This window comes from Phyllobacterium myrsinacearum (genome assembly GCF_014138285.1).
GTDB lineage: Bacteria > Pseudomonadota > Alphaproteobacteria > Rhizobiales > Rhizobiaceae > Phyllobacterium > Phyllobacterium myrsinacearum_A.
In genome coordinates, this window is the sequence record NZ_JACGXN010000001.1 from 119,667 (window position 1) to 133,280 (window position 13,614).

General features: G+C 56.9%; 16 protein-coding genes. 5 read left to right on the forward strand and 11 right to left on the reverse strand.

The window, feature by feature from the left end:
• The first annotated feature begins 206 nt into the window (after nt 1–206).
• Nucleotides 207–344, forward strand: a complete 138-nt coding sequence (locus FHW16_RS00615) for a hypothetical protein (protein WP_182547246.1) — start codon at nt 207–209, stop codon at nt 342–344.
• A gap of 15 nt (nt 345–359) precedes the next feature.
• Here FHW16_RS00615 and FHW16_RS00620 read toward each other — a convergent pair whose 3' ends face one another.
• The 9 genes from FHW16_RS00620 to FHW16_RS00660 form a co-directional block, all read right to left on the reverse strand.
• On the reverse strand, nt 360–1,838 hold the full coding sequence (locus tag FHW16_RS00620) for an HAL/PAL/TAL family ammonia-lyase (RefSeq protein ID WP_182547247.1): 1,479 nt from the start codon (nt 1,836–1,838) through the stop codon (nt 360–362).
• Nucleotides 1,835–2,836, reverse strand: a complete 1,002-nt coding sequence (locus FHW16_RS00625; RefSeq protein ID WP_182547248.1) for an ornithine cyclodeaminase family protein — start codon at nt 2,834–2,836, stop codon at nt 1,835–1,837. Before FHW16_RS00625 ends, FHW16_RS00620 begins: the two co-directional genes overlap by 4 nt.
• Before the next feature lie 14 nt (nt 2,837–2,850).
• Nucleotides 2,851–4,173 (reverse strand): LLM class flavin-dependent oxidoreductase, encoded by a 1,323-nt coding sequence (locus FHW16_RS00630; protein ID WP_182547249.1) that lies wholly within the window; start codon nt 4,171–4,173, stop codon nt 2,851–2,853.
• Nucleotides 4,170–5,186, reverse strand: a complete 1,017-nt coding sequence (locus FHW16_RS00635) for an LLM class flavin-dependent oxidoreductase (RefSeq protein WP_182547250.1) — start codon at nt 5,184–5,186, stop codon at nt 4,170–4,172. The genes FHW16_RS00630 and FHW16_RS00635 overlap by 4 nt, the downstream gene beginning before the upstream one ends.
• Entirely contained in the window at nt 5,186–5,926 is a 741-nt protein-coding gene (locus FHW16_RS00640; RefSeq protein WP_182547251.1) for a DUF427 domain-containing protein, read from the reverse strand. The genes FHW16_RS00635 and FHW16_RS00640 overlap by 1 nt, the downstream gene beginning before the upstream one ends.
• Nucleotides 5,927–5,980: 54 nt before the next feature.
• A complete protein-coding gene (locus tag FHW16_RS00645; RefSeq protein ID WP_182547252.1) occupies nt 5,981–6,913 on the reverse strand; it encodes an ABC transporter ATP-binding protein in 933 nt (310 codons plus the stop codon).
• Nucleotides 6,910–7,551 carry an ABC transporter permease gene (locus FHW16_RS00650; RefSeq protein WP_182547253.1) on the reverse strand — a complete coding sequence of 214 codons (642 nt, stop codon included), beginning with the start codon at nt 7,549–7,551 and terminating at the stop codon, nt 6,910–6,912. The genes FHW16_RS00645 and FHW16_RS00650 overlap by 4 nt, the downstream gene beginning before the upstream one ends.
• 9 nt (nt 7,552–7,560) lie before the next feature.
• Nucleotides 7,561–8,178, reverse strand: a complete 618-nt coding sequence (locus FHW16_RS00655; protein ID WP_182547254.1) for an ABC transporter permease — start codon at nt 8,176–8,178, stop codon at nt 7,561–7,563.
• A gap of 119 nt (nt 8,179–8,297) precedes the next feature.
• Nucleotides 8,298–9,155, reverse strand: coding sequence for a glycine betaine ABC transporter substrate-binding protein (locus FHW16_RS00660; protein WP_432651999.1), 858 nt, complete (start codon nt 9,153–9,155; stop codon nt 8,298–8,300).
• A 698-nt stretch (nt 9,156–9,853) separates the two neighbouring features.
• Here FHW16_RS00660 and FHW16_RS00665 point away from each other — a divergent pair.
• Together FHW16_RS00665 and FHW16_RS29050 are read left to right on the forward strand one after the other, a co-directional pair.
• Nucleotides 9,854–10,045, forward strand: a complete 192-nt coding sequence (locus FHW16_RS00665) for a hypothetical protein (protein ID WP_182547256.1) — start codon at nt 9,854–9,856, stop codon at nt 10,043–10,045.
• Between the two features lie 686 nt (nt 10,046–10,731).
• A complete protein-coding gene (locus tag FHW16_RS29050) occupies nt 10,732–10,860 on the forward strand; it encodes a hypothetical protein (protein ID WP_255784424.1) in 129 nt (42 codons plus the stop codon).
• Between the two features lie 513 nt (nt 10,861–11,373).
• Here FHW16_RS29050 and FHW16_RS00670 read toward each other — a convergent pair.
• Nucleotides 11,374–11,691, reverse strand: coding sequence for a DUF982 domain-containing protein (locus FHW16_RS00670; RefSeq protein WP_182547257.1), 318 nt, complete (start codon nt 11,689–11,691; stop codon nt 11,374–11,376).
• Nucleotides 11,692–11,899: 208 nt separating this feature from the next.
• Between FHW16_RS00670 and FHW16_RS00675 the strand changes: the two genes are divergently transcribed.
• Nucleotides 11,900–12,160, forward strand: a complete 261-nt coding sequence (locus tag FHW16_RS00675; protein ID WP_182547258.1) for a hypothetical protein — start codon at nt 11,900–11,902, stop codon at nt 12,158–12,160.
• A 186-nt stretch (nt 12,161–12,346) separates the two neighbouring features.
• Nucleotides 12,347–12,565 carry a hypothetical protein gene (locus FHW16_RS00680; protein ID WP_182547259.1) on the forward strand — a complete coding sequence of 73 codons (219 nt, stop codon included), beginning with the start codon at nt 12,347–12,349 and terminating at the stop codon, nt 12,563–12,565.
• A 35-nt stretch (nt 12,566–12,600) separates the two neighbouring features.
• Here the strand turns inward: FHW16_RS00680 and FHW16_RS00685 are convergent, their stop codons facing one another.
• Nucleotides 12,601–13,518 carry a LysR family transcriptional regulator gene (locus FHW16_RS00685; RefSeq protein ID WP_182547260.1) on the reverse strand — a complete coding sequence of 306 codons (918 nt, stop codon included), beginning with the start codon at nt 13,516–13,518 and terminating at the stop codon, nt 12,601–12,603.
• Between the last annotated feature and the right edge of the window lie 96 nt (nt 13,519–13,614).

Consider the following 13,614-nt stretch of genomic DNA (forward strand, 5'->3'; position numbering starts at 1 on the left):
CCGATCATCAACTTCCGGCTGTGCCGGACTACTCCATTCAGCCAACTGAAATATAAGCTCTCCCGAACTGTGCGGGTCAGTGTTAATATAAGCGTGCTGATTGTTCTGGAGCTGCCACGCCGGTCGCACGTGAATTGACCCTCACACCGATTGCAGGCTCAAAATCCGTTAACCGCTGCCTGGCCAAGCCCATGCAGGAGAAAGCAATGGATGAGGAGGACGACGACCACAAAGAGAAGGAAGATGATTATGCGCCCTATATGACATCCATATGGGGCTATCTCACTCTTTTTCTGATTATCGTGCCTATCGTCCTCATTCTCGGCCGCAAGTTCGGCCGGTGAACCGTTTCACCGCCATCAGTTTCCGATATCGTGCAGGCGCTCCACGAGGCGGGACACGTCATGTCCGAGCGGGCGATCTTCCGTGAGAGGCTCCGCAACGGATCGAACCAGATCATGGGTCTCTTGCGTGCCGCGGCCGCAACGATGGCCTGCACGCAAGTCAACGGCCTGCGCCGCCGCGAGCATTTCACAGGCAACGAGATGCCGCCAGAGATCGAGCATGTCAGCACATTTTGCAACCGCCAGAAGTGTCTGGGTGGCGTGATCTTCAACCCCTTCAGAAACCGGCAGGAAATCCAGCAACACCGGGTTCGCCTTGTGGCGGATCGCACCGACAAGCGCCGCAACCGTCTTTTGCAACGGGACAAAACCGGCGGATGCACCACCTGCGGATGAAAGGTAACGCGGCAGGCCATTGCGGCTCGATCCGGTCAGTTGAATGAACCGGGCAGCACTGGCAAGCGCTGTCTGGGCGATGGCAAGTCCAAGGGTTTCAAAGGCCAGTGCCAGGGATGGCGTGTGGAAATTACCCGTCGAAAGCACTCTGTTCTCGTCGACAAGCACCAGCGGATTGTCGGCCGCTGCATTGAGCTCGATCTCCACAGCCTTCACAGTCGTTGCCAGCGCATGCGCGAGCGCTCCGTGGATCGATGCGACACAGCGCAGGCTGAGCGGGTCCTGAATGGCCACACGCGCTTCGTGGAGAGACGAACCTTCGAGATAGTCGAGGAGCTTTCCCGCTTCCTCTGCTTGTCCGGCAGCCGGTCGCGCCTGCTGGATCGCTGGCGCGAGGATCAGCGGGTTACCGCCAAGCCCCTCAAAACCGAGCGCAGCCGCCTGCCGCTGATACTCGAGCAAAACCGTGGCATCGGTTAGGGCAAGCGCGCCCTTACCGGCTGACACGGCTGAAGCGTTGAGAAGCGACAACCCATCCTTCGGACCAAGCAGCGAGGGTCGAAGACCGGCCTGAGACAGGGCTTCTGCGGAGGTGAGCACCGCACCATCATATTCGGCCTGCCCTTCGCCGATCAGGGTCTGGGCAATGGCAGACAGCAGAACAAGATCACCCGCACCGATCGAACCGATGGATGGAACAAGCGGATGCACCTTATGATTGATGAGCGCAAGCAGATCGGCAAAAACTTCAGGCGATATGCCGGAGCCCCCCACCGCCAGCATGGACAGACGCGCCGCCATGACAGCGCGGGTCTCGTCGCGCAGCAGCGAGGTACCGACGCCGACACCACGCCCGCGCACCAGTTGCTGCTGGAACTGGCCCGCCTCATCGACAACCGCCGTTTTCAGATTGGCTCCAAGGCCTGTATTCAGACCGTAAATCTGCTGCCCGGAAGCCGCTGCCGCATCGAGCACGGCTCTTGCACTGGTCAATCTGGCCGATACATCGGGCGTCGCCGTGACAGTAAAATCCTTGCGCGCGATGGCGGCAATATCGGCGATGGTGACACCCGATCCCGTGAGAACCAGCACGTTCATGCGAACCGCAACCTTTGTCCAATATTGTTCGCCTTGGCTTTCTCAAGCATGGCGTAGCCAAGCGCGATATCACTGAGCGACAAGCCCCTGTGCCAGAACAGGATGGTTTCGCCGTCGTTCTCACGTCCTGTCCTGTGCCCGGCAACGATCTGGCCAAGTTCCGCATGCAGCGTCTGCTCGGACAACTTGCCTGCCTCGACATGGGCACGCAGCGAGCCGAATTTTCCGCCCTTGCACTGCCCCCAGTCATCAACCACCAACTTGTCCATGATATCGGTGAGGGACAGCTCAACCGCGCTCATCGTGCCATAGGGCACCACGAAGGCACCGGGCTTGATCCATTCGGTCTTCAGCATGGGCTGCGGTTCAGGCAGGCGCGATGCCTCGACCACGATATCAGCACCCTCGACACAGGCCTGCCAGTTGTCGGTAATGGTTATCGGCTTGCCAAGGTCATCCGAGAGTTTTTTCGCAAAGGCATCGCGGCTTTCCGGGCGGCGCGAATGCACGCGGATTTCATCGAAATCATAGAGGTGATCGAGCAGTCGCACATTCCAGTAGGCCGTGCCGCGTGCGCCGATATGGCCGAGCACCTTTGAATTCTTGCGCGCCAGATGCTTTGCACCAAGAGCGGTGATCGCGCCGGTCCGCATATCCGTGATGACAGTGGCATCCAGAATGGCCTTTGGTGCGCCTGTGCGCGGATCGAACAGATTGAGCACGCCGAATTCCGAGGGATAGTTCAGTTTGTAATTGTCAACGAAGTCACCAACGATCTTGACGCCTGCCAGATTGAGCGGCGCCACGTAGCCACGCAGCACATTGAAGTGGCCATGAAACGATTCATCGGGCTCCAGATGCACACGCGGCTCGATGACAGTCTGGCCGTTGCCCTGCGCGGCGAGCGAAGTCTCGATTGCGGCCAGAATTTCCGCATCGGTTAGGGCAAGCGCCTCGATGTCGAGGGCATTCAGATAGTCGATATAGATCGGTTTCATGCTGTTCTCTCTGCTCATGACGAACGGGCCGGTGTTCTGACACCCAGATTTTCCCGCAGGGTACGACCTTCATACTCCTGACGGAAAAGGCCACGGCGCTGCAATTCCGGCACGACAAATCTGGCAAAATCGTCGAGCCCACTGGGAAAGAGCGGCGGCATGACATTGAACCCGTCGGCCGCCTTGCCGCGAAACCGCTCTTCCAGCGCATCGGCAATCTGGACCGGCGTGCCGATCAGCTGCCAATGGCCGCGCGCGCCGGCAAAATGCCGTGCCAACTGCCGGATGGACAGGTTTTCCCGGCGACCGAGATCGATGATGAGCTGCTGCCTGCTCTGAATGCCATCAGTTTGCGGCATATCCGGCAGAGGCCCATCGAGCGGATGGTTCGACAGATCCTTGAGGCTGAGATAGCTCGCAAGCAGCGCCACACCGACCTGATCCGGGATCAGTTCCTGCAACGCATCATATTTTGCCCGTGCTTCGCTTTCCGTTTCGCCCACGATGGGTGACACACCCGGCATGATCTTCAGGTCATCCGCCTGCCGTCCGAATTTCGCAAGCCGGGCCTTCACGTCCGCATAGAAGGCCTGCGCCTCTCCCATGGTCTGGGCGGCGGAAAAGACCACATCGGCGGTGCGGGCGGCAAGGTCCTTGCCGACATCGGAGGCGCCGGCCTGCACCATCAGCGGCCTGCCCTGTGGCGACCTCTGGCTGTCCAGCACGCCCGTAACAGTGAAATGCGTACCCCGATGATCGACCGGGTGAAGTTTTGCCGGATCGGCATAGACGCCCTGCTCCGCATCGAGGACATAGGCGCCCTCATCCACGCTGTCCCAGACTGTGGTTGCGGCTTGGGCGAACTCCTCTGCCCGTTCATAACGCTGGCCATGCGGTCGCAAGCCGCTCGAGACGAAATTCTCCGCTTCGAGATCACTGGCTGACGTTACCAGATTCCATCCTGCCCGGCCGCCGCTGAGCTGATCAAGCGCGGCGAATGTCCGCGCCAGACCATAGGGCTCGTTATAGGTGGTGGAAGCCGTGGCGACGAGACCGATATGGGAGGTATTGACCGCCAGTGCCGCCAGAAGGCTGAGCGGTTCAAAACTGGTCGAGCGCGCCGCCTGACTGGCAATCTCCGGATTGCGTTCGCGAATGGCAGCGGCGTCTTCGATGAACACCATGTCGAACTTGGCTCGTTCGGCCATCTGCGCCAGTTGAATGAAATGGCTGATATCCGCCCCGGCATTGGCATGGGCATCGGGATGGCGCCAGGCGGCGATATGATGGCCGCCCGCCATGAGAAAGGCACCGAGCTTCATCTGATCCGCACTCATGATGCGCGCTCCAGACGAACCGGACGCGCAAGGCCGAGGTGTCCGTGCAGGGTCGTGGTGTCATAGGCACGGCGGAACACGCCGCGCCGCCGAAGTTCCGGAATGACCTCATCAACGAAGCTGATAACGCCCTCGGGCTCGATGGGCGACAGGACAACAAATCCATCGAGACCGGCCGCAGCTGCCTGCTCCTGCATCTGGTCTGCAATGTTGGAAGCCGTGCCAATCACCGCGAAACCATGCGGCACGTCGGACTGTGATGTGCCAAAAGAGGGAATAATGTTTGCAAAAAACCTGACATCCTCGCGCCGCCGTCCACGTGTTGCAAGGCGTTCAACCAGACTGGCGGCAAGCGCTTTCAGAGCATCCGGCGTTGCGCCCGGCAGGAAAACCACATCCGCCAGTGCGGCAATGTCGAGCGTGTCCGGAGTCAGGACATGGCTGATGACCGGTCTGCCCTGCGGCGAAGGATTGACATTGAGCGGGCCGCGAACGGTGAAATGCGTACCCTTATGGTTGAGAACATGCATTTTGTCGGGGTCGAAGAACCGGCCCCGCGCCTTGTCATAGGTGAAGGCATCAGCCTCGAAACTGTCCCAAAGCCCCGATACGACGTCAAGATATTCCTGATCGCGATCTGGATCATCGGAGCCAATGACATTCCACCCGGTACGGCCCTCGCCGATCAGATCGAGGGACGCGAAACGCCGGCCGAGATTATAGGGTTCATGCTGATGCATTGCAGCGGCGGCAATCAATCCGATCCTGCTGGTTGCCGTTGCAAGCGCCGATACCAGCATGGTTGGTTCGAAGGGAACGGCGAGCGGCGAAAGATCATCATGCGGCCGTTGACCAAACTGGTCCGGCAGCAGGACAAAATCCAGCGCCCCCGCTTCGGCCTTCTTCACCTGCGCGGCCATGCGGCCGAAATCGAGAGCGGCCCGTTCGCCGCTCTTTCTGCGCCACGCGGAGGGATGATGTCCGAACGGCGTCAACGACAGGCCGATATGCATTATTCCGCATCTCCGGCGCTGACACGAATCTCGTCAATCTTCTCGTTGTAGAACGAGATCAATCCCTTGATCCGCCCGCTTTCATAGAGGGGCTCCGGATAATACCAGACGATGTTCTCGTGGCGTTTTCCATCAAGATCGAAATGGTAGTAGGACGCCCTGCCCTTGTAGGGGCAGTATGTGTGAAGCGGACTGTCCACCAGCGTTCCGGCGATCAGATCCTCCACGGGAAAGTAATAGCGCGGGATCAGGCTGGTCTCGAACAGGAAAACCGCGCGGTTTGTGCGCGCCACCAGCTTGCCATCGACAAAGACCTCGACACGGCGCTTGCTGTCGATCGTGTCGACCCGCCAGTGAACATTGCGCGGGTGGCCAAAGATTTCCTCGTCTTCCTCGAACCAGCGCACGGCGCTCCACGCGACAGTCACGTAATCCGTGAGTTCAGGCACGCCCTGCGGTACATGTTCGTAACTCCAGGCACTGTCTTCAGCGCCTTTGAGCGACCAGTAGCGCCGCGACCCGAGCACCGGGGACGCCCCAGTCTTTTCCGATGGTTCAAGTACACCATCGGAGAAGTCAGATTTTGGCAGGTAATAGACGGGGTGACCGCCATTTTCGTAGATGACGATGGCCTGCGTACTGTCGGCGATCACCTCTTCGCCAAGCTTCAGGCGGATACGGCGATAGGTCGGTTCAATCAGGACGGCGGGCACTTCCCGGGAACGATAGGCGATGGACATAATCACTCTCCAAAGGTGAGTTTCTATCGGCTGGCCTGATCAAATATGGTGCGATCAAACCGAAAAAATCGCGTCGCGGGTCAACCGGCCGGTAACAGCTCCGGCCGTATCCACCACAGCAAGGACATCGCTGTTCGCAGCGACCATCAGCGCCAGCGCATCGCGCAGGTTGCTGGTGGCAGCGACGGGATGTGCCCCGTCCCGCGGCTTGTCCGTCGTCATGGCATTGCTGACAGTAAACAGGCTCAGGCGCTTGATCGCCCGGTCTATGCCGACGAAGTTTTCGACAAATGCGTCAGCGGGGTGAGAAAGAATCGCGTCGGGCGTGTCATACTGGACAATCCTGCCGCTCTTCATGATGGCGATACGGTCACCCAGACGGATGGCTTCGTCGAGATCATGGGTCACGAGCACGACCGTCTTGCGCACACGCTGCAATATCTGGCGGAACTCGTCCTGCAACCGGGTTCGGGCAATCGGATCAATGGCGCCGAACGGCTCATCCATCAGCAGCACGGGCGGGTCGGCCGCAAGTGCCCGCGCCACGCCGATACGCTGCCGCTGGCCACCGGACAGCTGCCGGGGATAGCGCTTGAGCATTTCGGCCGGATCAAGACCAACGAGATGCAGAAGCTCGTCGGTCCGGCTCCTGATGCGCGCCTCATCCCAGCCAAGCAGCTTGGGAACGGCGGCGATATTCTGGGCGATGGTCATGTGGGGAAACAGGCCTACCTGCTGGATCACATAACCGATATGGCGACGCAGGATCACCGGATCAACCTTGGTAACGTCTTCGCCATTGACAATAATCTTGCCTTCGGTCGGATCGATCAGCCGATTGATCATCCGCATCGTCGTGGTCTTGCCGCAGCCCGATGGCCCGATCAGCGCAACTGTCGAACCCTCGGGAACGATCAGGCTGAGATCGTCCACCGAAGCAACGCTGCCTTCCCCATAGCGCTTGGTGACGTGTTCCATATTGATCATGCGGATGTTCTTTCTGCGAAGAATACTTTTTCAACGAGCCCGAGCGTGAACTCCGTGGCAAGCGCCAGAATGGCGATGGGAACTGCACCAACCAGAAGGCGCGACATATCCATCATGCTGATGCCGACAGCGATGAAATCGCCAAGGCCGCCGCCACCGATGAAGGGAGCAAGCGTTGCACCGGCGAGCACCTGCACGGCGGCAGTGCGTGCACCGGCGAACATGGCCGGTGCAGCCAGCGGAATACGAATCTTGCGCAGCACCTGTCCCCGGCTCATGCCCATGCCGATCGCGGCTTCCACCGCGTCGGGGTCCACATCGCGCAGGCCGATAAACGCATTGAGCAGGATGGGCGGCAACGCGAGCACCGTCAGCGCGACAATGGACGGCCACAGGCCGATACCGAGCAGCGGCATCATGATGGCGAGAATGGCAAGGCTGGGGATCGTGCGCAGCGCATTGATGGAATTGATGACCGTAAAGGCCAGCCCGCCGCGATTGATGATGAGAACGGCAAGCGGCAAGCCAATGGCCAGTGCAAACGCCAGCGAGACGCCGGACATGACCAGATGCTGGCCGAGCGCCCGCAGGAATTCAGGCTGGTTGTTGACGATCCAGTTGAAGGCGGTGATCAGCATGGTCGCCCCTCAACGCCAGCGAACCAGGGCTTTTTCAGCCTGGCTCAGAACAAGGTCAAAGAACGTCGCCATCAGCGCCGTCAATATACCGCCGACGAGGATTTTCTCCGTATAGCTCTGGTCGATGCCCATGAGGATGATGGTTCCCAGCCCGCCGCCGTCGATGAAGGCCGCAACGGTGGCAATGCCGATGACCGTTACCAGCGCGATGCGGATACCGGAAACGATGAGCGGCAGGGCCAAAGGCAGTTCGATACGCACCAGCCGCTGCCAGCCACTGTACCCCATACCATCGGCCGCATCGAGCACATCGGCAGGAACGCCGCGCAGCCCGGTCACCACATTGCGCAGAAGAATAAGCAGGCAATAGGAGGACAGGCCGACCAGCGCCGGTTTGGTGCCAAGGCCAAGCCATGGGATCAGCAGCGCGAACAGCGCAAGGCTGGGAATGACGAAGATGATGCCGGTGATCGTCAGGACAACCGCATAGAACCGGGGACGCCGAGCACAAATAATTCCGAGCACCAGCGCGATGACCAGCCCGATCAGAACGGATGAAACCGACAACACGAGGTGCTGCCAGGTTGCGGCCAGAATTTCCGGTATGTTTTTGGGAGCCCAGTTCAATTGCATCATTCCATATCGGTCAGAATTGAAACAGCGGAGACAATTTTATCTCCGCTGTTTCCCGGGTATGTACGTGGCAGATAATCCGCCACGGGGCAGTTAACCCCGTCAGAAAAATCTCAGATGCCTTTTTCCTTCAGGAAGGCTTCCGCTACTTCCTTGGGTTCCTTCTTGTCACGCTCGACCGCGGCATTCAGTTCCCGCATGTTCTCATTGTTCAGGAGTGGGCTGATCTTGTTCAGGACTTCAGCTATCTTGGGGTTTTTGGCCAAGGTGTCCTGCCGCACGACGGGCACGAGGTAATAGGGCGGAAACAGGTTCTTGTCGTCGGCGAGAACAACAAGCTTGTTGTCCGCGATCTGCCAATCGGTGGCAAAACCATAGGAAACATCGATGTTCTTGCTGGTCAACGCACTGTAACGGATGCCGAGCTTGGCAAAAATACGGAAATCCTTGAAAACGATTCCGTAGGTCTGCTTGAGACCCGGCAAGCCGTCCTTGCGCTCGCCAAACCCGCCCTCAGCACCGAAGCTCAGATCCTTGGAGACAGGGCCAAGATCCGTCAGCGTCTTGAGCTTGTATTTTTCCGCGGTTTCCGGAAGCGTGATGATAGCATAGCCATTGTTGATGTTGGTTGGCTGGAGCAGGGTCAGCTGCAGGTTCTTCTCGTAGTAATCCTTGACTTCCGCATAGATTTTTTCGGCCGATCCGGAGAGGTCGCCCTTCACCACCGCTGCCAAGGCAGTACCCGTATACTCGGGATAAAGATCGATTTCGCCATTCACCAGCGCCGAATGGGCGATCAATGTCGCGCCAAGATTGGTTCGCCGCTCAACCTGCACGCCAGCCTTTTCCAGAGCCTGCGCATAAATCTCTGCCACCACGAATTGTTCGGTAAAGTTCTTGCTGCCAATCTTGACAACCTGGGCAAAGCCCGGCGTTGCAGCAGCCAATGCCAATATTACCCCCAGCCCCATGGAGGCTACATTTCTGAAAATCATGATTTACCCTGCGAGCTGACGTAGGATTTTGAGCATCCTACTGGTTTCGTTATTCATTTCGCATGCTAGCAACCGGCGGCAGCAAGTTCGTAGAACAAACTCCCAATATTTCCCTGATAAGTAGAAATTATTTACCCGACAATTGCAACAGCGCAGCCATTGCATCGGTTTATGGGGCTGTCGCAGGAACCTTTGTGCGTGGTTCGACAAGCTCACCATGAGGAAGAGTGGTGGATCGCAGGGAGTCAAGTTCTGAAGCGCGGATGATTATCGTGTTCCGCAATGGCGGCGATTAGCCTTGCAGCTCCACTCTTCCTCATGGCGAGCTTGTCGAACCACGAACCACAGGGAATGCGATCAGCAAAAGCTTCACTCTCGCGCTGTCATGAAACGGCTTATCTATCAGATTTTATGTGGTTTTGTGGCATTCCACGCCGGTCATCGTTCTGCAACGGGTTACCGCCCAGTGGAATTATGACAAAAGTTCCATGAGATGTCGCTGTTCGGCTTTTTCTGGCGGTTATCGTCTTGTGTTTGCCCCCCTCCTCCAATTTGCTGACAATGAACCTGCGAACGCGTTGGCAGGTGATATTTGGAAAGGGGTCACCTGAGTGCTCACTCTGTACTTTTTGGAAGACTATCGTAATCCGGGCCATTCAAATCACGAGATCGAAATGGCGACACATCGCCCAGAAAATCCAAAAGCAAACAAGAAGACCAAGAACGCCAAACCGGTTAAAACTGTTGCGACGACGAATTGGGATGAACTCATCACCCGCAGCGTCAAGCTCGAAGACAGACTCATAAAAAAACTGAAGTCCCGTCACATCGCCCGAAAGCTCAAGGTTAAAATGCTGGCCAGATAGAGGTATTTCGTTTGCACGCATTCATGAGCCACTCCCTCCGGGGCAAGGAGTGGTCCGCAAGCTACCCGTCAACTAATTTCAGATGATGGATACGCACGCAGTTCGACGCACGATCTGGCGCCCTTATTTTCCTATTTTTTCAACAAATTCAGCATGATGGCCGGGTTTGACCGCTTGTTATCCAATGCGCCATGCAACATTTAACCTTCCATTATTACAGAAGTTCTCGTTGCTTATTCGCGCAATAGTTGTAATTATTTTGCAAAACAAATATCCGCTCTGGAATTTTCAATGTCTGACGATAATAAACAACCCGGCGTCTTCGCAGGTTCGTGGCGGCTCGCCATTATCATGCTCATTGTTCTGGCTGCCATATGGATGCTTGGGCGCGCATTCGCATAACAACCTCAGGTTGAGTAAATTTCATTTCAACCCATGATCTTCGATCCAGCGCGCGCATCGCGCTGGCCGTAAGAGAGACTATTTGCCTGTCTGCGCCGCGATTCTTGCGGCAAACACTGCTCTTGAAATGTTATCCTGAGCTTCGAATACCTTGTTTTCTGGCCTTATTGGCCCTTCCCGTGCCTTTTCAGTGCATTTTCTGAATTATTTTCGTGCACATGCTTTGACATTTTACTTTCATGTTGATGGAATAGGCACCTGCAGACGAATTAGGGAACATTCGAATGTATGAAGATGATGAGGAAGAACAGCACCTGCACTACACCACACCCGCGTGGTGTCATTTGCTTGTGTTTGGCTTTGCGCTCGCCCTCGCAGTGCTGATCAGCCAGCTGTGTTCATCTATGGCTTGATCGGTTACCACGCTTTCTTTTGTACATCTCGTCCCCGCCGCTTCCACGTTTCAATCACTTGACCGTTCTTTTGAGAACGCGGTGTATCGCCGGAATTCACAAATAGATCTTGCCACTCACTGTTATCAGGCTACGATTGCCAAAATCCAGCGGTGGTACGTCCTGATTGCATTGTACCAGCAGGCCATTCAACCAAGGGCTGTTTGAACCATCGTCACCCGATGGGGCAGCGGTCCTGAGTTTGATGGATGCGATCAACCGGGCGTCTTGTTCATTCGACGCGCGTACCCAACACGTCTCCCGTATTTTCGATCTCTCCCAGATCGCGTGTCCGGTAAAATCGGCGGATGGTTCCAGTCGGAAAAACGTGATGTTCATATTGTCCAGGCCCCTTGCGTGAACAATTACGTTTGAACAGCCTCAATGGTTCGATCACAAACGATTAAAATTGAATTCGAAGGTTACGGAACTTGACGGGCATCCGACGAGTGAAAACTATCGCGACATTTGATGCTATGGAGCGTCAGCGGGCTTTTCGGGAACGTCTGCGGGCACGCTCGGAGCGGTCCCCATCAGTGATCCGGTGCGCTCGGTTACGTAAATGCCAGCTTCGCGCGATGCTTCGACGAACGATGCCCGTGCCTCCTCTACCGAGCCGGTTTTATCCAGCGCATCGCGGCACGCCTGACAGGCGTGAGCATGTTTTTCACCCTGGCGCCTCGACCAGAATTGAGTCAGCACGGTCAAAGCATCCCGAACATTCCGAACCATGAGCATCCGTCCGGTGCGGGGTGACTTGATGGTCACATGGGTAAAGGAATTTATGTCCATGAAATTGAAATGCGTGACGGAGAAAGTGGTTCCACCACGCGCATCAACAAAACGGGAGGGGGAAGGCGCATGCCGAATTGCAGCTCAAAACGCGGCACGCCCAGCAACAATTCGTAACAAAAATGGGTATTCAGTTTGCCGGTGTGAGCGCACATAGTCCGCAGGAAATGATCAGGCGGCGTCCGCGGGCGCTCTATTGGAAACTATCGTGCGCATCAGTCGAACCTACAAGAACAAGATCCCGCCGCCCTGGACACGCCGCGCCTATGACGGCCGCGAACAGGATTGCCTGAACGCGTTGAAAGAACGCTTCAACGAACTGGCCTATTCGCAGGACATCCATCGTCTCTACATGGAGGCCATTGCTTCCGGCTGGTCCTTGCTGGACATCATATCTGCCGTCAATTTTCTTGTCACGATGAGCGGGGAATCTCAAAAAGAGACCCTCAGTTCCAAAGGAGGGCGTTGATGATCGTCCTCCTGCTGCCGGTTTCCCTGAGCATGCTGGTCATCGCCATTGTCATGGCTCACCATGAACGCAAGCTATCCGATCAATCGGCGCGCGAAATGGAACGGGCTGAATAGATGGGCCCATTGATTGACGAACTCTTCGGCTTGGCTGAGAGTAGATCTTTCACTGCGAAAGGGATGGCCGATGGAGTACGACAAGGAGACGATCAAGGGCTCGACCGATGGCTACTCGCTCGGGACAAAATTCGAGCTGACCAATGGTCAGGTGTGGGAGCAGACCAGCGTGGACGACGAATATGTCCACCAGTTTATGCCCGAGGTACTGCTTGAGACGGCCGATGGCATCGGCAAGTTGAAGATCAACGACATGAACGATTGGGTTGAGGTGAAGCGGATCGTTTAGATCGGATCTCCAATACTTCGTCAGATACAGCTTTCTCATCGGACCTCAGGTCGATTGACTGTCTCCTGCACGAAATCGATGAATGCCCGTACCTTTGCCGCTGGCAGGTGCCTTGAGGGAAAGATTGCATAAAGCGGATAGGAATCCGTTGGCCAATCGGCGAGCACTTCCACCAGTTCTCCCCTGTCGAGCAGGTCCTGCACGCCAATCGACTTGATGCGCGCAACTCCAACGCCGCTCAGGCAGGCTCCCAGAAGCGTACCCACTTCGTTGACGATCAGCCGTGCCTGGGTCGGAACGCTGACCATCGCGCCGTCTTCCCAAAACTGCCAATCCTCGATGATCTGTCCCGTCTGGGAATTGCGCACATGGATGCAGCGGTGCTTTGCCAGATCGCCGGGAACATCAGGCGCGCCGTGCTTCTCGATATAATCGGGAGATGCAACCGTGATGGTTCGTGTGTCGAGAAGCTTTCGGGCGATCATGCCGGATTCCGGCGGCTCGCCAAAACGGACCGCGATATCGAAACCGTCGCCCAGCAGGTCGCCGAGTTGGTCTTTGGTGACAAGTTCCAGCGACACCTCCGGATGCAGATCGAGAAAGCGTCCGACGTGGGACGAAAACATGAAACGCGCAAAAAAGGCATCGACGTTGACGCGCAACCGTCCACGCACCGTTTCGGCTGCTCCGGACGTTACCCGTAGCGCATCCTCGATGCCTGAAAGCAGCGGCCCAATATTGGCGTAGAGCCTGCGCCCCTCGTCCGTCAGTGCTACGGTGCGGGTGTTTCTATCGAGCAGACGAACACCGATCCGCCCTTCCAGACGTGATAGTGCCCGGCTGACGCCGGAGGGTGACAGTCCCAGCGCATCGGCCGCGCGCGCAAAGCTGCCGCCCTCGATGATAGCCGCGAGAACCCCCACATTCGAAATCAGTCTTCCGTCAAATGCCATCTGCGTCACCAATGATTTTTAGTCATTAATGATGTGATCTATTTGCACTTCAGTCAACTGATGTCGCCCTTTATCTTCGCGGCATACGATTTCAAT

What these genes read in the sequence shown, in the direction of transcription:
- FHW16_RS00615 (WP_182547246.1), top strand. Translation starts at nt 207, where the DNA reads ATGGATGAGGAGGACGACGACCACAAAGAGAAGGAAGATGATTATGCG.
- FHW16_RS00620 (WP_182547247.1), bottom strand. Translation starts at nt 1,838, where the DNA reads ATGAACGTGCTGGTTCTCACGGGATCGGGTGTCACCATCGCCGATATT.
- FHW16_RS00625 (WP_182547248.1), bottom strand. Translation starts at nt 2,836, where the DNA reads ATGAAACCGATCTATATCGACTATCTGAATGCCCTCGACATCGAGGCG.
- FHW16_RS00630 (WP_182547249.1), bottom strand. Translation starts at nt 4,173, where the DNA reads ATGAGTGCGGATCAGATGAAGCTCGGTGCCTTTCTCATGGCGGGCGGC.
- FHW16_RS00635 (WP_182547250.1), bottom strand. Translation starts at nt 5,186, where the DNA reads ATGCATATCGGCCTGTCGTTGACGCCGTTCGGACATCATCCCTCCGCG.
- FHW16_RS00640 (WP_182547251.1), bottom strand. Translation starts at nt 5,926, where the DNA reads ATGTCCATCGCCTATCGTTCCCGGGAAGTGCCCGCCGTCCTGATTGAA.
- FHW16_RS00645 (WP_182547252.1), bottom strand. Translation starts at nt 6,913, where the DNA reads ATGATCAATATGGAACACGTCACCAAGCGCTATGGGGAAGGCAGCGTT.
- FHW16_RS00650 (WP_182547253.1), bottom strand. Translation starts at nt 7,551, where the DNA reads ATGCTGATCACCGCCTTCAACTGGATCGTCAACAACCAGCCTGAATTC.
- FHW16_RS00660 (WP_432651999.1), bottom strand. Translation starts at nt 9,155, where the DNA reads ATGGGGCTGGGGGTAATATTGGCATTGGCTGCTGCAACGCCGGGCTTT.
- FHW16_RS00665 (WP_182547256.1), top strand. Translation starts at nt 9,854, where the DNA reads ATGGCGACACATCGCCCAGAAAATCCAAAAGCAAACAAGAAGACCAAG.
- FHW16_RS29050 (WP_255784424.1), top strand. Translation starts at nt 10,732, where the DNA reads ATGTATGAAGATGATGAGGAAGAACAGCACCTGCACTACACCACACCC.
- FHW16_RS00670 (WP_182547257.1), bottom strand. Translation starts at nt 11,691, where the DNA reads ATGGACATAAATTCCTTTACCCATGTGACCATCAAGTCACCCCGCACC.
- FHW16_RS00680 (WP_182547259.1), top strand. Translation starts at nt 12,347, where the DNA reads ATGGAGTACGACAAGGAGACGATCAAGGGCTCGACCGATGGCTACTCG.
- FHW16_RS00685 (WP_182547260.1), bottom strand. Translation starts at nt 13,518, where the DNA reads ATGGCATTTGACGGAAGACTGATTTCGAATGTGGGGGTTCTCGCGGCT.